We start from the raw sequence: 21,986 nt of genomic DNA, 5'->3' as shown, positions 1-21,986 counted from the left end.
CGCGGCTTAGAGACGACTGTGGTCGTGCGAGATAAAGAAGGGGAGGCGTCACGTGACGCTTGCATGGGAAGCCGTAAGCATTTCAGCCTTAGTGGTGGCGGTGATAAGTGCGGGAATAAGTGTGTGGGCGGTATCCCGGAACATAAAGCACAAGTCGATTATCGAAGAGCGACAAAAGTGGCGGGATAGGCTTCGCGCTCTAATTCCAGACTTTGTGAATACGGGAGACCCTGCGTCCCGAGAGACAGCTCGCGATTCGATAGTGCTGAGTATGAACCCATACCGAGACGAACGGACCGTTGAATTGTTGGACTTGTTCATTCAAGAACCGACTAAATCTCGTGGTCGGACGGTTGTGGATCACTTTCAGGACATGCTGAAGCGCGATTGGGAGCGTGCCAAAATTGAGGCGAGCCTCTGGCCGTTTCGTGCGACCAAGCGCGCGAACAAAAGGGTGGACGGGCAAAGAGACGCAGCCTAGGCGGATCGCGGCCCCTAAAACGATGAGGAGTTCGTCACGGGTTTCAGTGGCCCACTGGCCGCCGGCGGGCAGGCATGTGGGCGAAGGGGAGCCTTGTGTTGATCTCGCGGACGGGGTCGTAGGCAGAGTGGGCTCCGCCCTCTATCGTTGGCTTAGCGTCGAGCTTGTGAAGGACAGTGTGATCTGCTCTTCCGCCCTACATGCTGGCTCGCTGTACCCAAAGCCGCTACGTACGCCCCCCAACTGCACCTTTGCTGCACTTTATCCGTGGGAAGCGAGGGTTCGAGGCAGGTATTTAAGGGAACGGTCGGGGTTCTGGTCGCTCTCGCTCCGCGCGTAATTGCTGGTCAGACCCTTTTTAGCCCCGGAAACTCAAGGCTGTCGGCAATGCCGCGCACTATCAGTGGGTTCCCGGTTCAAGTCCGGGGGGGTGCACAAGCGGCAGAAGCCCGGTACAGCGCGTAGAGCGTAGTGCCGGGCTTTTCCATTGCCACTGCACTCTTTTGCCGCTAACGAACTCCCTGAAGCTGGGGGCTGTAGCACTACCTAAAATCTGGCGCGCACTCCACGCCGCCTGCCGTTCTTCCACCTAATGATCACTTTTCCTCTGGGCTCGATCAGTCATACGCAACTCAAACTGGTGGCGTTTCGTCTCGTCGGTGGCGACTGAGCCCAATTCGTGAATCAGGAGCTTTCGTGAGCGAGGCTTAACCGACACCATGACGTCGAGTGCGAGACCTTCGCCTCTATTGAGCACACTCACATTCAGTAGATACGCAGGGGACTCGCTAGTGGGGGCGCCGACCGTCGTGTCGAGCAAGGAATATACCGTCAGGCGCATATCAGGTTTCGGCGTCAACGCAATTGAACGAATCAGAGCGACCGTGGCGATGATGAGCGCAATCACCGCAATTGCGGTGGGAACAGCGTCGTTCGGGCTGCCCGCGAAAGCTCCGAATGGCGATGCCCAAAAGTCGTCGAACCAACGAGGCCAAGAGTTCGGGAGCAACCACACGCGGTCGAGTGTAGGCGGACCGTGGAATCGCGCGTGGAATCAATGCACAGGACCATTGAGCGCAAGCACGGGTCGACGGGTGTGAAATAGCGCTAGACCAGACTGAACTGTCTACTGCCCCCTTCATGGGGGTCATGCTATTTTGTGCACAGCACTAGACCGAGTCACTTCGGTTACCCCGACGGTGCTGAAGAAGGTGATGCCCGAATTTCACCCCAGCGGCGCGTTTTTACCCCCGTGAATGCGCTCGCGCTCCCTTTCGTGCGCCAATGGCGGCCACGACTCTGCAGCTGCGTGCCGATGCGCCGAAAGTGCAATCCCCCTGCAGAAAGCTGCCCATCATGTTAATGAAGAAACTGCTGGCGACCCTCGCCAGTATTGCCCTCACGAGTGGTGCACTCCTTGGAGTCTCCGCCCCAGCATTTGCTGATGATGCTGCTGCGCCCGCAAGCGCTCCCGACGTTTCTATTGCAGACGGAGAAAGCGAGACTCCAGCATCACCACCCGCACCGCAGTCAACTTCGCTGGTCGAGGTTGAGGCAATTGCCAAACCAGTAGACCCGAAACCGGCACCCGCGCCCACGAAGGTTGCGCCAGTTCCTAACGCCGCTGCGGCTGTAGTTGACGAGCCCGCGAGCGAAGAAACCGCCGCGCCTTCATCTCAATCACGCGCGAACAACAACGATGACAAGAAGGTCTGGGTGTGCAAGTTCGTCTCAAGCGACAACTCTCCCTCGGGCTACCGGCTCAAAGAAGGCAAACAACCGATTCACGTGAGCATTAATGCCCTCGGTGATGATGTGAACGAGACCGGGAACTTTGCAGACAACCAGCCGTCATTCGTTGTTGAGGAAGACGACGAGAGCCTGTGCTCACGAACCGAAGTTACTGTTGACGAAGAAGTCCAGTGCCCCACCTATCAATATGGCGGACTGGTCTCCATCGCGACAGCAACGAAGCTGTTTTACGGAACCGTTCAAGTTGACTTCACATTCACGCAAACAACTCGCGCGCTTACCGCAGAAGAAATCCGAGCTTGCGATCCTCCAGAAGAAGTGTTCGTGTGCCAATTTGAGGCGAGCAAGAATCATCCAAGCGGTTGGGTGCTCAAGTCGGGTGTGCAACCAGTGCTAATGCTGTCAACCGATCTCGGAGATAGCGTAAACACCACTGGTGATTACGATGTCACCACACCGTCGTTCATCGTCACCAGCAACGACAGCTCGTTGTGTAGTTCAGAAAAAGTGGAGCGCTCAACAGAAGTCACATGCCCCACCTTTGACAGTCAGGGTTACGCCACGATCACGACTGTGAACACATTCTTCTATGGTTCGGTCTCGGTGAAGCAGAGCACTGAAATCACTGAGCGAGCGCTGAAGGATGGCGAGCTGAGCTACTGCCCGGATGTCGAACTTCTTGAGGCGACCGCTGAAGCCATTCTGCTGGATGCTGGTTGTAATGCTGGGCAGCAGTTGATTCTCGGCCCGATCGCGAACGCGACTTGGGGAGAAGTAACCGACCCTGAGGGCCCTCTTGACTACAGCGTTACGGCGACAGCAAACCCCGGTGCGCAGTTCGTCACCGTGGCGCCAGGGTTGCGAGTTGCGCTTGCTGCGACAGGATCAACGACACTGACGTTCACGGGCACGCTACAGCCGCAGCTTGACCCGTCTAACCCCGAGTGCAATTTGGATACCCTCGGCCTAGTGATGCCCGCTGTTAGCTTCACCCAGACCAGTTGCACGGTTGCCGGAAGCTACCGGTTGGGAGTGGCGCCTGGCTATGATCCGGCTCACGTCACATTCACCGTGAACGGTGTTTCTGGTGTTGTTGCCGGAACGTATTCAGCAGATGGCCCTGGTCCGGTTACGGTGACCGCTCAGGTTGTTGCCCCCAATGGGCTCGAGTTCGACTGGATTGATCCGCCGACGTTCACATTCGTCACTCCAGCTGACACTGTGTGCGATCCAGGGTTGCCAACCCTCGCGCTGCCGACTCTCGCCTTCACTGGTAGTGGGGGAATTGGCGGCCTGTGGTGGCTTATGCCGTCAGGCATGATCCTGCTTGGTGCAGCCGCCATCTATGTGCGACGTCGAATGGATGCGGTGAGCTAGACATCCTCCGCGCCCGGTGCTCTGGTTGGTTATGGCAACCAGGGTGCCGGGTCTACGCGGGTGTCAAAAACGTAGACTTCGAAGTGAAGGTGCGGGAAGGTCGAATAGCCGGTGTTGCCAACCGACCCGAGTGGGGTGCCCGCTGCGACCCACTGTCCGGCAGTCACGAGTTGCGACCCTTCGATCATGTGTGCGTAAAGGGTCTTAATCCCGTTGCCATGATCAATAATTACGTGACGACCCCAGCCGCCTCCAGAGGTCACACTCTCAACGGTGCCGGGGGAGGCCGCGATGATGGTGGATCCCTCGGCTGCCATGATGTCGATGCCGCCGTGGAATTCGGTGCCACGGTAACCGAAGCCATCATTGATGGGGCCATTCGCGGGGAATACCTCAAGGGTGCCGCTGATGCCAGCCGCGCTGATCACAACCTGCTGCTGAACCTTCTCAATTTGGTAGGAGTCCCTAACGACAGGAGAAGTCGCGCCAGTAGCAGGCGAAGCAAAAGTTTGAATGTCGTCTTCTGGTGCCGCGCTAATCGTTCCTTCGCCTGCGGAGGCTAGGGTGCTGGCATCCGCGACATAGATCTCACTATTGGGGGCCGGCAAGATTGCTGCGGGGACTGTGCCGCCAATGAGCAACGCCCCAATGGCGAGCATAGTAATAGGTCGTTTCAACAGCGTTCCTTGGTTTGGGTCAGGGTTAACGGGCTGCGCAGCGAAGAACAATCTGGTTGTGGCTCACGCTCACGGGTAGGTGAGCAACGGAAGGAGCCGGATTGGTGCTAACGGCAGCGCTCTGGCCGAAACCGCATCAATGCGGCTAGACAGGCGAGTAAGTCGTCGAATTTAGCGAAAGTTCCTGAGAACCACTCTCAGGAAGACGCAATTCTGTTCGTGCGACCTATATCCTTTGGTAACAAACGTTCTATTTCTTCGACGGAGAGGAGTCCGCATGGGCACCACTAAGCGGCCACTAATCGGGCTCACCTCGTATCTTGAGCAAGCGCAAACAGGTGTGTGGGATCTCCCCGCCTCTTTCCTGCCGAAGATCTACTTCGAAGCAGTGACGGATGCCGGTGGCATCGCCGTACTGCTGCCGCCACAGCCGGTAGATTCCGAAATTGCGGCGTCGATCATCCAGAGTCTCGACGGCCTGATCCTTACGGGCGGCAAAGACGTTGATGCTGCGCGGTACGGCCAAGAAGCGCATCCGACAGCTGATGTTCCTCGCAAAGACCGCGATGCCTTCGAAGATGCCCTCTTGCGCGCAGCCATTGAACAGAACGTGCCATTCTTGGGAATTTGCCGTGGAGCTCAAATGCTCAACGTGACGTTGGGCGGAACCATCATTCAGCACTTGCCTGACGTGATCGGCACGTCTCGCTACAGCGCCGGTGGTGGAGTTTTCCTAGTGAACGATGTTGCGGTTGAACACGACACAATTCTCTCTTCGCTGCTCGGCGGCGATGACAGCGTGGCAGTGAAGTCGTATCACCACCAGGCGATCGACACTCTCGCTGACGGCCTCATCGTTTCTGGTCGCGGCGACGATGGTGTCATTCAGGCTGTCGAATTGCCGAGCGTCGATTTTGGGGTTGCGGTTCAGTGGCATCCAGAAGAGGACGCCAAGCAAGATTTGCGTCTCTTCGAGGGCGTCGTTGCGGCTGCGGCCCGTCATCGTGTGCAGCGCCTGGCCCAGGCGAGTTAAGGATTTGGCCTCGGAAGGCTAGCGGACTAGCGGCCTCGCCGGCGCTTGGCTGCACGAGACCGGCTGCCTACTTTTCGAGTTCGTAGGAGTTTTGAGCCTCTTTGACGATGGTGCCGACAGCGATTGCGACTGTGAGCCCCCAACTGATCCACATGAGGATGAGGCGCCAATCGCGCGGTCCTTGCTTAGTGGTTTGGAAGATGCTCCAGCCGCCTGCAACCGCGCTCAGGAGACTGCTGTTGAACAGGAACTTGCGCATATTTCCTCCGGGGTTGCGGTGTCGGCCTAGGCCTTAACGCTAGCGTGAGATTCTGATTGCGGCCAGCAGAGAAGTCGAGCGCTGCCGAAAGTCTAAGAAACGCACCGATCGCAACGTGAACCTTGGAGCGAGTAGCGCGGAGGAGGGCTCCGGGCACATCTCGTCCGCCGATTTCGCCACGGACGCCTACACAGTGTGAGAGTACTGCGTGACGCCAGAATTGGCTCGGCCAATAACGGAGACTGGATTGTCTGTAGTTTCGGTCAGCGCGCAGGGCCCGCTGGTAAAGTGACGAACTATGGAAGCTCACAAGAACTCTTCTCCCGCTGAGTACGATTTTGTTGTTGTTTCCAACCGGTTGCCGGTCGACTGCACCGTTGAAGACGATGGATCCCTCTCCTGGAAGCGCTCGCCCGGTGGCCTAGTGACCGCCCTCGAGCCGATCATGAAGGCAGCTGATGGCGCTTGGGTTGGTTGGGCTGGGCGCCCCGACCTGGAGATCGAACCGTTCCAGAACGACGGCATTCAGATCATCCCTGTTCCTCTGAGTTCCCAAGACATCGAGGAGTATTACGAGGGCTTCAGCAATGACACCCTCTGGCCGCTCTATCACGACGTTATTGCTCCGCCGGCCTATCACCGCGAATGGTGGGACGACTATGTGGCGGTCAATCAACGATTTGCGGATGCCGCTGCCGCCAACAGTGCTGAAGGTGCTGTCGTGTGGGTTCAGGATTACCAACTCCAGCTCGTGCCTCGCATGCTTCGTGAACAGCGCCCTGATCTGACGATCGGCTTCTTCAACCACATTCCGTTTCCTCCCTATGGGATCTTTGCCCAATTGCCGTGGCGCACTCAGATCATTGAGGGGATGCTCGGTGCCGATGTTGTTGGTTTTCAGCGGTCGTCAGATGCGTCCAACTTTTCGTCTGCGGTTCGTCGGCTGACGAATCATCCGACAAAGAATCCCGCCATCGAGGTAACGATTGATGGGCAGCCGACTCGTCGCGTTGTCGCAAAGGCGTTCCCGATTTCGATTGACTCCCGCAGCTTTGAGCAGCTTGCTCGCGATCCTGCCGTTCAACAGCGGGCCAGGGATATTCGCAAAGGTCTCGGTAATCCGAAGACGGTGATGTTCGGTGTTGACCGCCTCGACTACACGAAGGGCATCCGGCACCGTCTCAAGGCCTATGGCGAGCTGTTGCGTGATGGTTCGATCGAGGTTGGCGATGTCGCGCTCATTCAGGTTGCAAGCCCGAGTCGTGAACGCGTCGAGGCTTACATGCATTTGCGTGACGAGATCGAGCTGACCGTAGGCCGCATTAATGGTCAATTCAGCACGCTGAGTCATTCACCGATCAGTTACCTTCATCAGGGTTTTCCGCGTGAAGAAATGGTTGCGCTGTATTTGGCCGCTGATGTGTTGTTGGTTACGGCGCTACGCGATGGCATGAACTTGGTGGCTAAGGAATATGCGGCGAGCCGGTTCGACAATGACGGCGTTCTCATTTTGAGCGAGTTTGCTGGTGCTTCTGAAGAGCTGCGCAAGGCTCTCCTCGTTAACCCGCATGACATTGATGGGTTGAAGGAAGCAATGATGAAGGCGATCAACATGCCGAAAGCTGATCGTGCGACTCGAATGCGTTCAATGCGCAAGCGCGTGCTTGAACACGATGTTGCTCGCTGGTCGAATGCCTTCCTCAAGAATTTGGCCGCTACTCGATCAGATCGCCACCGCCGGATCGCTCCATTAGAGATGGCAGAAGAGGTTGAGTGGACGATCGAGCGAAAGCGAGTCAGGTAGTCGTGCAGTATTCCTCGGAAGCGGAAATTGCTGCGGCGATTGACGCGCTCGTCGCCATGCCCACTGTGCTTATTGCGCTCGATTTCGATGGCACTTTGGCCCCAGAGGTTGATGATCCGCTTGAGGCTCGAGCGCTTCCCGAAGCGCAAGAGCAGTTGGTGCGGATGCTTGAACTCACGGATACGCGCCTAGCGCTCGTCTCCGGTCGGGCACTAGACAGCCTCGAGCATGTGGCCCATTTGCCGAGTCAGGTGCTTTTCGGCGGATCCCACGGCTTGGAGTATCGACTCGACGACGGTGACTCGGTTTTGCCGATGAGCGACGCGGACTCTGCGGCTCTCATGAAGCTTGATGCCCTCATGCATGAACTTGCCGACAGAGCTGAGGGGGCGTGGGTTGAGCTTAAGCCGGCCGGTCGTGCACTTCACGTGAGGCTGACGCCCGCTGACGATGCGGAACGTCTGACCACCGAGGCAGTAGCGCGCGTTGATGCTGAACTTCCGGGGCTGACGACGCGATTTGGCAAGAACGTTGTGGAGTTCGCGATCCACACCGCCACCAAGGGTGATGCGATTGAGCGCTTGCGCGAGTATTGCGGCGCCGACGCGGTTTTTTTCGCGGGAGATGACACAACTGACGAGGACGCCATTGCTGCGCTCGGTCCCCATGACCTTGGAGTTCGAGTGGGGGATGCGCCGTCCGCAGCTCAACTTAGGGTGGCGGGAACCCGCGAAATTGCCGAGGTTCTTCGGATGCTTGTCGATCGTCGCGCCGCCGTAGTTTCTGCTCGGGCAAACTGAGGTTTCGCTAAGCCCTAAACTCGGAGTATGTCTGAGAGTAATTCGATCGATATCAAGCCTCGTTCCCGCACGGTAACCGACGGAATTGAAGCCACTACCTCGCGCGGAATGCTTCGCGCTGTTGGTATGGGAGACGCTGACTGGGAGAAGCCCCAGATTGGTATTGCGAGCTCATGGAACGAGATCACTCCCTGCAATCTTTCTCTTGATCGCCTTGCTCAGGCCGCGAAAGAGGGGGTGCACGCCGGTGGCGGGTACCCGCTCCAGTTCGGCACCATTAGCGTCTCTGACGGCATCTCGATGGGCCATGAGGGAATGCACTTCTCGCTCGTGAGCCGCGAAGTTATCGCTGACTCTGTTGAGGTCGTCATGGAGGCCGAACGTCTCGACGGCTCGGTCACGCTCGCGGGCTGCGACAAGTCACTGCCCGGCATGCTCATGGCCGCAGCTCGTCTCAACCTGTCTTCGGTGTTCCTTTACGCGGGGTCGATTGCTCCTGGGTGGGTCAAGCTCAGCGATGGCACCGAAAAAGACATCACCATCATTGACTCCTTCGAGGCAGTCGGTGCTGTCAAGGCTGGTCGGATGACCGAAGCCGATGCCAAGCGCATCGAGTGTGCTTTCGCGCCGGGCGAGGGTGCCTGTGGCGGTATGTACACGGCCAACACGATGGCGAGCGTTGCGGAAGCGCTGGGAATGAGCCTTCCCGGCTCGGCAAGCCCCGCATCCGCTGATCGTCGTCGCGACTATTTTGCGCACCGTTCGGGTGAAGCGGTTGTCAACCTGCTGCGTTTGGGCATCACTTCGCGCGACATCATGACGAAGAAGGCGTTCGAGAACGCCATCACCGTAGCGATGGCGCTCGGTGGTTCCACCAATGTTGTGTTGCACATCTTGGCGATCGCCAATGAGGCTGAAGTCGATATCACTCTCGATGACTTCAACCGCATCGGTGACAAAGTGCCACACTTGGGCGACCTTAAGCCGTTCGGTAAATACGTCATGAATGACGTTGACCGTCACGGCGGCCTGCCGGTGCTGATGAAGGCGCTCATGGACGAGGGCCTTATTCACGGTGATGCGCTCACGGTCACGGGAAAGACAGTCGCTGAGAACTTCGCCGAGATGGACATTGATCCTCTTGATGGCGAAGTGCTGCGCACGATTGATAACCCCATTCATCCCACCGGCGGGCTGACGATCCTCACTGGTTCGCTGGCTCCCGAGGGTTCTGTGGTGAAGACGGCAGGCTTCGACGTTGCAGAGTTCGAGGGCCCCGCCCGCGTCTTCGAGCGTGAGCGTGAAGCCCTGGATGCTCTCACCGCCGGCACGATCGAAGCAGGTTCAGTTGTCGTCATCCGCTATGAAGGTCCGAAGGGTGGTCCTGGTATGCGCGAGATGCTCGCGATCACGGCGGCCATCAAGGGCGCTGGACTCGGCAAAGATGTACTACTCTTGACAGACGGACGATTCTCAGGCGGCACAACCGGGCTGTGCATCGGCCACATAGCTCCCGAAGCAGTAGACGCAGGTCCTATTGCCTTCGTGCGCGATGGTGATCTGATACGGGTCGATATCGCAGCTCGCTCGCTCGACTTACTTGTCGACTCCGCTGAGCTCGAAGCCCGCCGAAAAGGCTGGGCCCCCCTACCTCCGCGTTACACGCGAGGCGTTCTTGCCAAGTATTCGAAGCTTGTGCAGTCCGCCGCCCGCGGCGCGGTAACCAGTTAGCACCACGCTCACCAGTGAAATTTAAAGGATTTACACATGTCCTCTGACCCCGTACCGCGGCCGAAGAGCACCACGCCGGAGATTCTGACCGGCTCTGGTGCGATCTTGCGCAGTTTGGAAAAGCTGGGTGTGAAAGACGTCTTCGGTTTGCCCGGCGGCGCCATCATGCCCTTCTACGACGAACTCATGGCATCGACTGCTATTCGTCACATTTTGGTGCGCCACGAGCAGGGTGCTGGTCACGCTGCTGAGGGGTATGCCTCGTCATCCGGAAAGCTCGGCGTCTGCATCGCAACCTCTGGGCCCGGAGCGACCAATCTCGTGACGGCTATCGCGGATGCCCACATGGACTCCGTTCCCATGCTTGCGATCACCGGACAGGTCTTCTCGACCTCGATGGGAACCGACGCGTTCCAAGAGGTCGACATCTCGGGAATCACGATGCCGATCACGAAGCACTCGTTCCTCGTCTCGAAGCCGGAAGACATTCCCGCGACGCTCGCTGCCGCGTACCACATTGCGACAACGGGTCGACCTGGTCCCGTGCTTGTTGACGTTACGAAAGACTGCCAGCAAGCATCCGCACCATTCATTTGGCCACCCAAGGTTGACCTTCCCGGTTACCGCCCGGTCATGAAGGCCCACGGCAAGCAGGTTCAGGCAGCGGCACAGATGCTGGCTGAGGCTGAGCGTCCTGTCTTCTACGTTGGTGGCGGTGTCGTGCGCTCTGGGGCGTCAGCGGAACTGCTCGAACTCGCTGAGCAGGTCGGCGCGCCCATCGTGACTACGCTCATGGCTCGCGGCGCGTTCCCTGACTCCAACGAATTGAACCTGGGGATGCCGGGAATGCACGGCTCTGTGCCCGCAGTTCTTGCGATCCAAGAGTCCGATCTTCTCATTTCGCTCGGAGCTCGTTTCGACGACCGAGTCACGGGCAAGCCGAGCGAATTCGCTCCTCTCGCCAAGGTCATTCACGTTGACATTGACCCGGCCGAGATTGGCAAGATTCGGGCGGCAGAGGTGCCCATCGTTGGTGACGCTAAAGACGTCATCATCGACCTGACGGCAGCGTTCGCTGAAGCACGCAAGCAGACACAGCCGGACTACACCGCATGGTGGGAACGACTCAATTCGCTGCGCAACCAATTTCCGCTCGGCTTCACCGAACCAGATGACGGCCTGCTTTCACCGCAGTACGTGATTCAGCGCATCGGTGAAATCACCGGGCCGGAGGGGATCTTCGCTGCCGGCGTTGGCCAGCACCAGATGTGGTCAGCCCAGTTCATCAAGCACGAGCGCCCCAACTCCTGGCTCAACTCTGGTGGTGCTGGAACCATGGGTTACGGCGTTCCCGCTGCGATGGGTGCCAAAGTTGCGAACCCTGATCGCCCCGTGTGGGCGATTGATGGTGACGGATGCTTCCAGATGACTAATCAGGAGCTTGCAACCTGCACGATCAACAAGATCCCGATCAAGGTTGCGATCATCAACAACTCGAGCCTCGGCATGGTGCGCCAGTGGCAGACGCTGTTCTACGACGGCCGCCACTCGTTCACCGATTTGAACACCGGGCACGACACCGTGATGATCCCCGACTTTGTGAAGCTGGGGGAGGCCTACGGTTGCCTCGCCATCCGCGTCACGAAGAAGGAAGAGATCGACCCGGCCATCAAGCTTGCGCTTGAGACCAATGATCGTCCGGTCGTTATCGACTTCGTCGTGAGCCGAGATTCAATGGTGTGGCCCATGGTTCCCCAGGGCGTCGGAAATTCAAGCGTGCAGTATGCCCGCGACCATGCCCCAGAGTGGGAAGAGGAGTAGAGCGATGAGTCACGTACTTTCTCTGCTGGTAGAAGACAAACCAGGTCTGCTCACTCGCGTCGCCGGGCTGTTTGCTCGTCGTGGGTTCAACATCCAATCGCTGGCTGTTGGCTCGAGCGAGATCGAAGGCCTTTCGCGCATCACCGTTGTGGTGGATGTCGAAGAGCTGCCTCTCGAGCAGGTCACCAAGCAACTCAACAAGCTCATCAACGTGATCAAGATTGTTGAGCTTGACCCAGCGCAGTCGGTAACGCGCGAACACCTTCTGATCAAGGTGCGCGTAGATAACACGACTCGCTCCCAGATTCTCGAAGCGGTAAACCTGTTCCGTGCCCGCGTGGTTGATGTCGCATCCGATGCGCTCATCATCGAAACCACCGGTGACTCGGGCAAGATTCAAGCACTTTTGCGAGTGCTCGAACCCTACGGGATCAAAGAAATTGCTCAGAGCGGATTGCTGGCCATGGGCCGCGGTTCGAAGAGCATCACCGACCGAGTTTTCAAGAACTAACAGCACCACCAACTAAGGAGAATCACTACTGTGACCGAGATCTTTTACGACGATAACGCTGACCTCGCGCTCATCCAGGGCAAAAAGGTTGCTGTCATTGGTTATGGCTCGCAAGGCCACGCCCACGCACTGAACCTGCGTGACTCCGGCGTTGAGGTCAAGATTGGCCTCAAGGAGGGCTCGAAGAGCATCGCAAAGGCAACCGACGCCGGCTTCGAGGTGCTCACGAGCGCCGAAGCAGCCAAGTGGGCTGACGTTGTTGTGATCCTTGCTCCCGACCAGCACCAGCGTGGACTCTACGCCGACGACATCAAGGACAACCTTGTTGCTGGCGACACTCTCGTCTTCGGACACGGCTTCAACATCCGCTTCGGCTACATTGACGCTCCCGCCGATGTTGACGTCATCCTCGTTGCTCCCAAGGGACCGGGTCACACCGTGCGCCGCGAGTACGAAGCTGGCCGTGGCGTTCCCGTTATCGTTGCCGTCGAGAATGACGCCACCGGTACTGCGTGGGACATGGCCTGGTCGTACTCGAAGGCAATCGGCGGACTCCGCGCCGGTGGCATCAAGACCACCTTCACCGAAGAAACCGAGACCGATCTGTTCGGTGAGCAGGCTGTTCTTTGTGGTGGAACCTCGCAGCTCGTACAGTACGGCTTCGAAACCCTCATCGAGGCTGGCTACCAGCCGCAGATCGCCTACTTCGAGGTACTTCACGAGCTCAAGCTCATCGTTGACCTCATGTGGGAGGGCGGCATCGCTAAGCAGCGTTGGAGCGTTTCTGACACCGCTGAGTACGGCGACTACGTTTCGGGCCCCCGCGTCATCGACGAGTCGGTCAAGGAAAACATGAAGGCTGTTCTCGCAGACATCCAGTCGGGTGCCTTCGCCGACCGCTTCATCAAGGATCAGGATGCTGGCGGAGTTGAGTTCCTCGCCCTGCGTGAAAAGGGCCAGAACCACCCCATCGAAGCAACTGGCAAGGAGCTGCGTGCTCTCTTCGCTTGGAAGCAGCAAGACTCCGACTACACCGACGGTTCAGCTGCACGCTAACTTTCGCTAGTCACTACGACGGCCGTTCCGCTACTGCGGGGCGGCCGTTGTGCTGTGCGCTGCTAGCTGTGCTGCTACTTGGGCGGCAGTGTTGTTCCGCGGTCCGGCCAACGCAGTGTCGGCTCCGCCTTGGGGGCAGGGCCGGGGGTGCCTGTTCCGACCCAGATGGATAACGCCAGGAGTTGTTCAAGGCGCGACCCGATGAAGGCGGCGGCAACCAGCGGCGCGTACAGGGCGCCCAGATAGGTGGCGGCAAGAACGAGATCCAGATTTTTGCCCCAGACTGCGGCGGCAATTGCGGGAGCCAGCGCGAGAATGAGCCACAGCGGATGCACGATTACCGCGAGCACGACAGCGCCAATGATCGCCAGCACACCAAGACTGAGTTGCGTGATTATCGCGGCTCCCAGCGCCCCGGCATGGCGGGCGTACCGCTCAATTCCCACCGATGCCCACATGACACGGGCGCGCAATTGGTGAACACCACTATCGATGAGTGACACCCGAAAGTCTTCGTCAGCTGTGCGCCTCAGCTCGAGACGTTGATCTGGGGGTGCGAGCCTCGACTGAGCAGTGAGCGAATCATGCAATACGGCTGGCAGTGTTTGTTTGCCAAAACTGGCGATCAGGCCCCACAGAAATGGTGGTACGGAGGCGAAGTCGGTGCTGTTGCCCTCTCCAGGGGGAAGCGAGAGGTCGTGGGCGGGAATGGTGAGCACGCGATCCCAATCACGCGGGTCGCGCCAACAAAACTCCTCCGAGACCTGAAAGTCTCGCCCTAGGCGGTACACCAGCGGCAGGCTGCTCAGCTCAAATCCGTTGCGATCGGTAAACGGCATTGTGAGCTCCTCGATCGACTGTACGTCTGCCTGTGTGAACCTGTTTGAGGAGACTAGTCTGTCGGAGTGACAGCGAACGCGCAGCCAATCTCCCCAGAAGCCGCATCCTCAGAACCTCAGCGTGATGTCGGTGACGTCGTCCGGATCTTCGGCATCCTTCGACTCGCCGTTGCGGTCCTCGTCTTTGCCAGCATCGCCACTCAAGTGATTGATGAGTCGATCCACAACGACTTTGTGGCAAAGGAATACTTTAGCTACTTCACCATCCAGTCGAGCCTGATTAACGTCGTGATTCTTGCGCTGAGCGGGCTGGTGGCGGTGCGCCGTGAACGGGAATCGACGCTGTTGTCGGTGCTGCGAGCATCCGTCGTCTCCTATGCTGTCGTCACCGCTGGCGTGTATAACGTGTTGCTTCGTGGCATTCCTGACGAAGGCTATGTGGGGATTCAGTGGCCAAACGAAGTAATCCACGTGTGGGTGCCGCTCTTTTTACTTCTTGATTGGCTCGTGGCCCCATCACGGCCGGTGCTGAGGATGCGCGACGTGCGCATCGTCGTCATCTACCCGCTCGCGTGGTTGGCGTTCACTTTCGTGCGCGGCGCGCTTGACGGGTGGTTCCCTTACCCGTTCCTGCAACCCAACGGTCCAGACGGCTGGGGTGGGATCGCTGTCTACGTGCTTGGCATTGCCGCATTCATCATTGGGATTTCGGTGGTGCTGATTGCGGTCAGTCGTGCGCGCTGGGCACGCACCGGTCGCCTGTGGGCGTCGCGTCGCCGCTAGCTCGTCGGCCAGTCGTCGTCTGAGGTGTAGCCGCACAGCTCCCGATAGTCGGCTAGCGCAGTAATGGGTATTGCTCCGGCTGAGCGCGTATAACGCTTTTCGGAAAATTCACCGTTGAGCGCATTGAAACGCGTCGTGCGGTTGATCAGTGGTGTGCCGATCTGCGCCGCAATTTTGATCGCTTCACTCGCCACTATCGCAGCAATAACTGCCACTGCTCCCGGAAAGATCCCGTGAGAAAGATTGGTGTCAATGGCGGCGCGTTCCGGCGGTGTCGGATACAGGTCGCGAAAGCCCACACCGCGGGCGGGCCAAGAAACACCAGCTTCTGCGCCAAACTCGCACGCCCAACCCCAGACGACCGGGATTCCGGTGATCTCTGCTGCATCAGCCGCCAGATAGTGGGTGGGATAGTTATCGCTACCGTCGACGACAAGGTCATAGTTGGCAAAGATAGCGAGAGCGTTTTCCGGCGTGAGCTTCTCGTCGATCGCAATCACAGTCGTTGCAGGACTGAGATCTGCGATGCGGGAAACAGCGGATGACACTTTCTTGTGGCCGACATCCAACAGTCCGTGGATGTGTTGGCGGTGCAAGTTGCTGAGTTCAACACGGTCGTCATCAATGACGCCAACGGTGCCGACACCGGCTGCAGCCAACGAAGGTATAGCGGTGCTGCCGACACCGCCCGCCCCGATGACGAGCACGCGTGCGCGCGCCAAATTGTGTTGCGCCTGCTCTCCGAAGTCGGTTAATGAGAGCTGGCGGCTGAACCGCTGATCCATGATCTGATTCTTCCACCGCCGACCTGATTATTCGTCTGAAAACAGCTTCTTCAGAGCTGTTTGCCCGTGAACTGGGGGTCTTGAGCGCGCGCACTGAGCGGTCACGAGCGGCAAGATTACCCCTCCGGAAGCGATGACGACGGCAAGAAGTTCAGGTTGATTCCCTGACCCTGCAGCACGAGGCTGCCTCCCGTGGGAATAGCAGTTGTCGTTGCCGACAGTGCGGCGAAGTAGCGTGACTCGAACTCCATGAGGGAGCTCTCGCATCCCATTCGAGTTGACACCAACGGGCCAATCGTCAGGTCGTTTGGCTCGCCGATAAATGTCGCGCTGTAACTGTTGCAGGTCGATTGGCCCATGAGCTCGTCACCTGAAATCGTGAGGGTCACCGTCGCAGACTCGTCGAGGGTGAGCGGACCATTGGGGTCGCTACCGTCTGCGTAAATCCAGGTACCGTCAATTCCCTCGATGGGAATGGCATCGCCAGGCGTTTCTTCGACGCCCATGCCCGGACCGCTATCGATCGGTGGCTCGTCGGCATCAGCATCCGAGATGGACCCGGCGCAGGCGCTGAGAGCAAGTAGCCCAACAGCCAATAGTGGCGTGAATTTTGCGAGCACTGATTTCTTGGTCATTGTTTCCTCCTACCTAGGTAGACGAAGGGACGCTCGGTTTCGTTGGGTGGGCTCGAAACTTTTTCAGCGCAGTGAGCAGGTCCTTACAGTGCAGCGAGGAGGCACAGTGCGATCAGCGCTAGTTGCGCGAAGTAGCGCGGCCAGAATGGGGTTGCGGCTTTTCCGAAGCGTTCCCGATGCTCGGCCGCATAGGCATTGGCGGGGAAGACGGCAATCAAAAAGAGCACGAGCGCGATTCCGGCAATAAACCGCACTGGTTCCCACAGCAGCCCAAGACCGCCAGCAACCTCGCAGAGTCCAGTGATGGTGACGAGAATCGTGGGGGAGGGCATCCACTTCTGGCGCAGCACGGGAGGGATCATGGCTCGCATTGTGCGGGCGGGGGCGGCAACAAAGTGGCTGACTCCCATGCCGATAAAGGCGAGTGCGAGGGCAACACGCAACACCCACTGGGCAATTTCGGCAGCATCCATCATGGGTCTATCGTCGCACTGCGCTGTCACATGGCAACGGCGGCTTCCCGTCGCCGCTAAAGTTGCTGTAGTTGTGTACTCAAGCAGCCTTCGTGGTGTCAGCGCGAAGTCCCCGCGAATTGAAGGACCAGATCTGTGGCTAAGCCGATCGTTGTGATCGCCGAAGAACTTTCCCCCGCAACAGTTGACGCCCTCGGGCCCGACTTTGAGATACGAAACATTGATGGCACCGACCGTGCCGCTTTGAAGTCTGCGCTCGCCGATGCGCAGGCCGTTCTCATCCGCTCTGCAACCACCATGGATGCCGAAGCCCTTGCCGCAGCGCCCTACCTGAAGGTTATTGCGCGTGCCGGTGTTGGGCTCGATAACGTGGACATCAAGGCGGCTACCGCTGCCGGTGTCATGGTGGTGAATGCGCCAACCTCGAACATCATCTCGGCTGCAGAGCTGACTGTCGGGCACATTCTGAGCCTGGCACGTCACATTCCGGCTGCGTCAAGCGCTCTGGCGCAGGGGCAGTGGAAGCGTTCGCAGTATTCGGGCACTGAACTGTTTGAGAAGACCATTGGCATCATTGGCCTTGGCCGCATCGGTGGCTTGATTACCGAGCGGATGCAGGCCTTCGGCACGAACATCATCGCCTATGACCCCTATGTCACTTCTGCTCGTGCGCAGCAGATGGGGGTCACGCTGGTGTCGCTTGATGAGCTGTTACAGCGTGCAGACTTCATCACCATTCACATGCCCAAGACCCCGGAAACGACCGGGATGATTTCGACTGAGCAGTTCGCTCACATGAAGTCGACCGCCTACATCGTCAATGTTGCCCGCGGTGGCCTCATCGATGAAGACGCCCTCTACACAGCTCTCAAGTCGCGCCGCATTGCGGGCGCTGGCCTCGACGTGTTCGTGAGCGAACCGCCAACAGGTTCCCCGCTGCTCGGCCTCGACAATGTCATCGTTACCCCTCACCTCGGCGCTTCGACCGCTGAAGCGCAAGAGAAGGCTGGTGTTTCTGTTGCCAAGTCGGTTCGACTTGCCCTCGGCGGCGAGCTCGTGCCTGACGCGGTGAATGTTGCTGGTGGCATCATCGATCAGAGCGTGCGCCCCGGCATCCCGCTCATGGAAAAGCTTGGCCAGGTCTTCTCTGGTCTGTCCGCTAGCCCACTGACGAGTGTCGACATTGAAGTTCGGGGCGAAATTGTCGAGTTCGATGTCAACGTGCTCAAGCTTGCTGCCCTTAAGGGCATCTTCACCAACGTCGTGTCGGAGACAGTTAGCTATGTCAACGCACCGGTTCTTGCCGAGCAGCGTGGCCTCACGGTTCGTTTGATTACGGATGCAGTGAGCCCCGAATACCGCAACCTGCTCACCATCCGTGGTTCGCTGGCTGACGGTTCGCAGGTTTCGGTCTCAGGAACGCTAGTCGGAAACAAGCAGCTCGAGAAGATCGTCGAGATCAACGGTTACGACATTGAGGTTCCGCTCGCGGATCACCTGATCGTGATGATGTACGAAGACCGCACCGGAATCGTTGCCGTCTTCGGTAAAGAGTTCGGCGACGCAGAGATCAACATCGCGGGCATGCAGATTGCGCGTGAAAGTGTCGGCGGCAACGCGCTGTCGGTACTCACGGTCGACTCGCAGGCATCCGCTGAAGTTCTTGCCACTGTTGCCGAGCGCATTGACGCTCGCTACGTGCACGCGATTGACATCGTCGACGCATAGTTTCGGTTGCCGCTGCCTGCGGCCCAGACGCAACAAAGGGCGCGCCCCGTGTGATCGGGACGCGCCTTTTGTGTTGGTTGTACCTAGTCGTTAGATGGTTTCGTCGGGGGTTGTGGTCGTGCGACGTTCCGTCACGGAGTTGTTGACTCCGTCGTTGTTGTGCACGGTGGTTACTGAGGTGCGCTTACGCATCATCAGCACGAGGCCGATAATGAAGACGACAGCTCCGGCGATCATCAGGATGTAACCGATGAGGTCGAAGTTCACCCCTGCCACTTGAAGGTCGAGCGCGAAAGTAAGAATCGCGCCAATAACTACTAATACAATTCCGGTTCCGATACTCATGTGCCCAATTTTAGCGCGCCTCGTACAGTGCGCAATCAGAAAACACTCAGGAAAGCCATATTTATGAAATTCTGACAGTCACGATGGGCTCGAGGCTGCTGCTCGCGCACTGCCCGCAGCGGTACTGTATTTACATGCCTTCTCAGATCAAGCTTGCAGTCATTCCCGGTGATGGTATTGGGCCAGAAGTTGTGACCGAAGCCCTCAAGGTGCTGACAGCAACCGGTGTGGATGTTTCCACCACAGAGTTCCCTTTTGGTGCGAGCCATTACCTCGAGTCGGGCACGATTCTCGAAGACTCCGACATCGCTGAGCTCGCCAGGCACGACGCGATCCTGCTGGGAGCCGTTGGAGGGGATCCGCGCGATCCGCGTCTCACGGGCGGCATCATCGAGCGCGGCCTGCTCTTGAAGCTGCGTTTTGCGCTTGATCACCACGTGAACTTGCGTCCCACCAAGATTTTTCCTGGGGTAACGTCGCCGTTGGCTGACGCCGGCGAGGTTGACTTCGTGGTTGTTCGCGAGGGCACCGAGGGCCCCTACGTGGGCAATGGTGGGCGCATCCGTACTGGTACGCCTCATGAGATCGCCACTGAGGTGTCGATCAACACGGCGTTCGGTGTTGAGCGCGTTGTTCGTTTCGCGTTTGCGCAGGCCATGTCGCGTCCGCGCAAGAAGCTCACGCTCGTGCACAAGACCAACGTGCTCGTTCACGCGGGCGGTTTGTGGCAGTCGACGGTTGACCGGGTTGCGGCCGAGTTCCCCGAGGTCGAAGTCGATTACATGCATGTCGACGCGGCGACGATTTATCTGGTCACAAATCCGAGTAGATTTGACGTCATCGTCACCGACAACCTTTTCGGTGACATCCTCACAGACCTCGCAGCAGCCATCAGCGGCGGCATTGGTTTGGCCGCCTCCGGCAACTTGAATCCGAGCGGGGCATTCCCCTCCATGTTCGAACCGGTTCATGGCTCAGCGCCCGACATTGCGGGCAAACAACTCGCTGATCCCACGGCGGCAATCCTGTCGATCGCATTGCTGCTCTCACAGTTCGGCGAATCGGATGCTGCGGCCCGCGTCACTGCGGCCGTGGAAGCTGATCTCAGCGCCCGTGGCACCGCCGCACGGTCGACGTCTGAGATTGGCAGTGCAATTGCCGACGCTGTAGCGCAGAATTAACCCACCGCCATTGTGGCTGTACGTCATTAAGGACATTTGATGAAGAATCTGCTGGCTGATCGCCCTCTCACTTTCATGGTGAAGAAGAACCAAGAACCTCGCTCGGTTGAAGCGCGTGACGCGATTCTGGCTAACCCCGGGTTCGGCGTGAATTTTACTGACCACATGGTCGACGTGTGTTGGTCAGAGATGGGCGGGTGGCACCGTCCGCGCGTGCAGCCGTATGGTCCGATCACTCTTGACCCGGCTGCTGCAGTGTTGCACTACGGCCAAGAGATCTTCGAAGGGCTGAAGGCGTTCCGTCACGAGGACGGTTCGATCTGGTCGTTCCGCCCCGAAGCGAACGGTGCGCGTTTGCAGCGTTCGGCCCGACGCATGGCATTGCCTGAGCTGCCCATCCCGGCGTTCATCGATTCACTCAAGCAGCTCATTGCTGTTGATGGTGACTGGGTTCCGAATGCTCCCGAGACGAGCCTCTATTTGCGGCCCTTTATGTTTGCCAAGGAGGCATTCCTTGGGGTGCGCCCGGCAAAGAAGGTCAACTACTACGTGATCGCTAGCCCCGCCGGCGCCTACTTCGCTGGCGGTGTTGCTCCGGTGTCGATCTGGATCTCCACGAACTTCACCCGTGCTGGCAAGGGCGGTACTGGCGCGGCAAAGACGGGTGGAAACTACGCTTCGTCCCTGATTGCCCAGCAAGAAGCATCCGCTCAGGGCTGTGCCCAGGTGTTGTTCTTGGACGCCGAAGAGGGCAAATACATCGAAGAGCTCGGTGGCATGAACGTGGTTCTCGTCAAGAAAGACGGCACGCTAGTGACGCCGCAGTCAGAGTCGATTCTTGAGGGAATCACTCGCGACTCCGTGTTGCAGCTTGCAGAAGACCGCGGCCACAAGGTTGAGCGTCGCCGCGTCACGCTCGAAGAGTGGCGCGAGGGCGTTGAGTCTGGCGACATTACCGAGATGTTTGCGTGCGGTACTGCTGCCGTTATCACTCCGATCGCGATGCTCAAGGGCGATGGCGTTGAATTTGGGTCGGCGGATGCTCCGGCCGGTGAACTGACGATGTCGCTGCGCGAAGAGCTCACGGACATCCAATATGGCCGTCGCGAAGACAAGCACGGCTGGATGATGAGGCTCGACGCATGAAGGTAGCTCGTTTCAGCGCAGGTGCAGGCGCCCGCTACGGGATTATCGACGACGACGAAATTGTCGTGCTCACCGGCGACCCGATGTTCAATGGCTTTGAGCCCACCGAGGAACGTTTGCCGCTGTCGGACATCAAGCTGTTGGCGCCGGTGATTCCGCGTTCCAAGGTGGTCGCTTTCGGTCGCAACTATGCCGAGCACGCCAAGGAGCTTGGCAATGAAGTGCCCGACGAGCCGATGATGTTCATCAAGCCCAACACTTCGGTGGTTGGCCCCGGCGATGCCATCATGTTGCCGCCGCAGAGCGAAGAGATCGGGTTTGAGGGTGAGCTTGCCGTAATCATCGGCAGCATCGCCAAGAACGTCGCGGTCGAAGATGCTGACAGTGTGATTTTTGGGTACACGATTGCCAACGATGTTACCGCTCGCGATCTTCAGAAGAAGGATGGCCAGTGGTCACGCGCGAAAGGCTTCGACACGTTTTGCCCACTGGGACCTGTGATCGAGACCGAGTTCGTGGTGGCGTCGCAGAGCATCCGCACGACTGTTAACGGTGACCTCAAGCAAGACGGAACCGTTGACCAGATGATTCATTCGGTGGCGGCGCAGGTTGCGTATGCTTCGGCCGCATTCACGCTGTTGCCCGGCGATCTGATTCTCACGGGAACCCCCGCGGGCGTCGGACCTCTGGTGCATGGCGACACCGTCGAGATCACGATTGAGGGCATCGGCACGCTGAGCAACCCGGTGCGCCGGGCTTCGCGCTAGAA

Annotated in this window: 21 protein-coding genes; 13 read left to right on the top strand and 8 right to left on the bottom strand. The window is 58.6% G+C overall.

All coding sequences use genetic code 11. From position 1 onward, the window contains the following. Window positions 1-1,070 precede the first annotated feature (1,070 nt). Window positions 1,071-1,496, bottom strand: coding sequence for a hypothetical protein (locus tag ACOH1Z_RS03940; protein ID WP_449647173.1), 426 nt, complete (start codon window positions 1,494-1,496; stop codon window positions 1,071-1,073). 341 nt (window positions 1,497-1,837) lie between these two features. Between ACOH1Z_RS03940 and ACOH1Z_RS03935 the strand changes: the two genes are divergently transcribed. Beyond that, entirely contained in the window at window positions 1,838-3,610 is a 1,773-nt protein-coding gene (locus tag ACOH1Z_RS03935; RefSeq protein WP_449647172.1) for a hypothetical protein, read from the top strand. Window positions 3,611-3,639: 29 nt separating this feature from the next. On the opposite strand, the gene ACOH1Z_RS03930 is transcribed toward ACOH1Z_RS03935, so the two are convergent. Beyond that, window positions 3,640-4,287, bottom strand: a complete 648-nt coding sequence (locus ACOH1Z_RS03930) for a M23 family metallopeptidase (protein ID WP_449647171.1) — start codon at window positions 4,285-4,287, stop codon at window positions 3,640-3,642. 277 nt (window positions 4,288-4,564) lie between these two features. Between ACOH1Z_RS03930 and ACOH1Z_RS03925 the strand changes: the two genes are divergently transcribed. Then, window positions 4,565-5,320 (top strand): gamma-glutamyl-gamma-aminobutyrate hydrolase family protein, encoded by a 756-nt coding sequence (locus tag ACOH1Z_RS03925; RefSeq protein WP_449647170.1) that lies wholly within the window; start codon window positions 4,565-4,567, stop codon window positions 5,318-5,320. Between the two features lie 67 nt (window positions 5,321-5,387). Here ACOH1Z_RS03925 and ACOH1Z_RS03920 read toward each other — a convergent pair whose 3' ends face one another. Then, window positions 5,388-5,579 carry a hypothetical protein gene (locus ACOH1Z_RS03920; protein ID WP_449647169.1) on the bottom strand — a complete coding sequence of 64 codons (192 nt, stop codon included), beginning with the start codon at window positions 5,577-5,579 and terminating at the stop codon, window positions 5,388-5,390. A 298-nt stretch (window positions 5,580-5,877) separates the two neighbouring features. Here ACOH1Z_RS03920 and otsA point away from each other — a divergent pair, with 298 nt between their 5' ends. Genes otsA through ilvC form a run of 6 tightly spaced genes read left to right on the top strand, consistent with a single transcriptional unit; the run spans window position 5,878 to window position 13,302 of the window. Then, window positions 5,878-7,383, top strand: a complete 1,506-nt coding sequence (gene otsA, locus ACOH1Z_RS03915; protein WP_449647168.1) for an alpha,alpha-trehalose-phosphate synthase (UDP-forming) — start codon at window positions 5,878-5,880, stop codon at window positions 7,381-7,383. After that, window positions 7,353-8,183, top strand: coding sequence for a trehalose-phosphatase (otsB, locus tag ACOH1Z_RS03910; RefSeq protein ID WP_449647167.1), 831 nt, complete (start codon window positions 7,353-7,355; stop codon window positions 8,181-8,183). Before otsA ends, otsB begins: the two co-directional genes overlap by 31 nt. Window positions 8,184-8,210: 27 nt before the next feature. Continuing rightward, window positions 8,211-9,914, top strand: coding sequence for a dihydroxy-acid dehydratase (ilvD, locus tag ACOH1Z_RS03905; RefSeq protein ID WP_449647166.1), 1,704 nt, complete (start codon window positions 8,211-8,213; stop codon window positions 9,912-9,914). 36 nt (window positions 9,915-9,950) lie between these two features. Beyond that, a complete protein-coding gene (locus ACOH1Z_RS03900) occupies window positions 9,951-11,735 on the top strand; it encodes an acetolactate synthase large subunit (RefSeq protein ID WP_449647165.1) in 1,785 nt (594 codons plus the stop codon). A gap of 4 nt (window positions 11,736-11,739) precedes the next feature. Further along, window positions 11,740-12,246 carry an acetolactate synthase small subunit gene (gene ilvN / locus ACOH1Z_RS03895; RefSeq protein ID WP_341954204.1) on the top strand — a complete coding sequence of 169 codons (507 nt, stop codon included), beginning with the start codon at window positions 11,740-11,742 and terminating at the stop codon, window positions 12,244-12,246. A gap of 30 nt (window positions 12,247-12,276) precedes the next feature. Beyond that, window positions 12,277-13,302, top strand: coding sequence for a ketol-acid reductoisomerase (ilvC, locus tag ACOH1Z_RS03890; protein WP_449647164.1), 1,026 nt, complete (start codon window positions 12,277-12,279; stop codon window positions 13,300-13,302). Window positions 13,303-13,376: 74 nt separating this feature from the next. Here the strand turns inward: ilvC and ACOH1Z_RS03885 are convergent, their stop codons facing one another. After that, on the bottom strand, window positions 13,377-14,141 hold the full coding sequence (locus ACOH1Z_RS03885; protein WP_449647163.1) for a DUF1353 domain-containing protein: 765 nt from the start codon (window positions 14,139-14,141) through the stop codon (window positions 13,377-13,379). Between the two features lie 66 nt (window positions 14,142-14,207). On the opposite strand from ACOH1Z_RS03885, the gene ACOH1Z_RS03880 reads away from it, so the two are divergent. Beyond that, window positions 14,208-14,924: a Pr6Pr family membrane protein gene (locus ACOH1Z_RS03880; RefSeq protein ID WP_449647162.1), complete on the top strand. Its 717-nt coding sequence runs from the start codon at window positions 14,208-14,210 to the stop codon at window positions 14,922-14,924. Here ACOH1Z_RS03880 and ACOH1Z_RS03875 read toward each other — a convergent pair. The 3 genes from ACOH1Z_RS03875 to ACOH1Z_RS03865 all read right to left on the bottom strand — a co-directional run bounded on the left by ACOH1Z_RS03875 (window position 14,921) and on the right by ACOH1Z_RS03865 (window position 16,820). After that, entirely contained in the window at window positions 14,921-15,709 is a 789-nt protein-coding gene (locus ACOH1Z_RS03875) for a HesA/MoeB/ThiF family protein (RefSeq protein WP_449647161.1), read from the bottom strand. The genes ACOH1Z_RS03880 and ACOH1Z_RS03875 overlap by 4 nt on opposite strands. 116 nt (window positions 15,710-15,825) lie before the next feature. After that, the gene (locus ACOH1Z_RS03870) at window positions 15,826-16,344 is read right to left on the bottom strand and encodes an META domain-containing protein (RefSeq protein WP_449647160.1); all 519 of its coding nucleotides are present in this window, start codon (window positions 16,342-16,344) and stop codon (window positions 15,826-15,828) included. 83 nt (window positions 16,345-16,427) lie between these two features. Then, window positions 16,428-16,820: a DoxX family protein gene (locus ACOH1Z_RS03865; RefSeq protein ID WP_449647159.1), complete on the bottom strand. Its 393-nt coding sequence runs from the start codon at window positions 16,818-16,820 to the stop codon at window positions 16,428-16,430. 132 nt (window positions 16,821-16,952) lie between these two features. Between ACOH1Z_RS03865 and serA the strand changes: the two genes are divergently transcribed. Beyond that, window positions 16,953-18,545 (top strand): phosphoglycerate dehydrogenase, encoded by a 1,593-nt coding sequence (serA, locus tag ACOH1Z_RS03860; protein ID WP_449647158.1) that lies wholly within the window; start codon window positions 16,953-16,955, stop codon window positions 18,543-18,545. A 90-nt stretch (window positions 18,546-18,635) separates the two neighbouring features. On the opposite strand, the gene ACOH1Z_RS03855 is transcribed toward serA, so the two are convergent. Continuing rightward, entirely contained in the window at window positions 18,636-18,890 is a 255-nt protein-coding gene (locus tag ACOH1Z_RS03855; RefSeq protein ID WP_449627145.1) for a DUF6458 family protein, read from the bottom strand. Window positions 18,891-19,024: 134 nt separating this feature from the next. Here ACOH1Z_RS03855 and ACOH1Z_RS03850 point away from each other — a divergent pair, with 134 nt between their 5' ends. Genes ACOH1Z_RS03850 through ACOH1Z_RS03840 form a run of 3 tightly spaced genes read left to right on the top strand, consistent with a single transcriptional unit; the run spans window position 19,025 to window position 21,984 of the window. Then, window positions 19,025-20,071: a 3-isopropylmalate dehydrogenase gene (locus ACOH1Z_RS03850; RefSeq protein ID WP_449647157.1), complete on the top strand. Its 1,047-nt coding sequence runs from the start codon at window positions 19,025-19,027 to the stop codon at window positions 20,069-20,071. A 39-nt stretch (window positions 20,072-20,110) separates the two neighbouring features. Further along, the gene (locus ACOH1Z_RS03845) at window positions 20,111-21,217 is read left to right on the top strand and encodes a branched-chain amino acid aminotransferase (RefSeq protein WP_449647156.1); all 1,107 of its coding nucleotides are present in this window, start codon (window positions 20,111-20,113) and stop codon (window positions 21,215-21,217) included. Then, window positions 21,214-21,984 carry a fumarylacetoacetate hydrolase family protein gene (locus ACOH1Z_RS03840; protein ID WP_449647155.1) on the top strand — a complete coding sequence of 257 codons (771 nt, stop codon included), beginning with the start codon at window positions 21,214-21,216 and terminating at the stop codon, window positions 21,982-21,984. Before ACOH1Z_RS03845 ends, ACOH1Z_RS03840 begins: the two co-directional genes overlap by 4 nt. Window positions 21,985-21,986: the final 2 nt, after the last annotated feature.

The organism is Rhodoglobus sp., from assembly GCF_053580035.1.
Note: the sequence above shows the minus strand (reverse complement) of the source record. Positions and strands in the feature narration are given on the sequence as shown.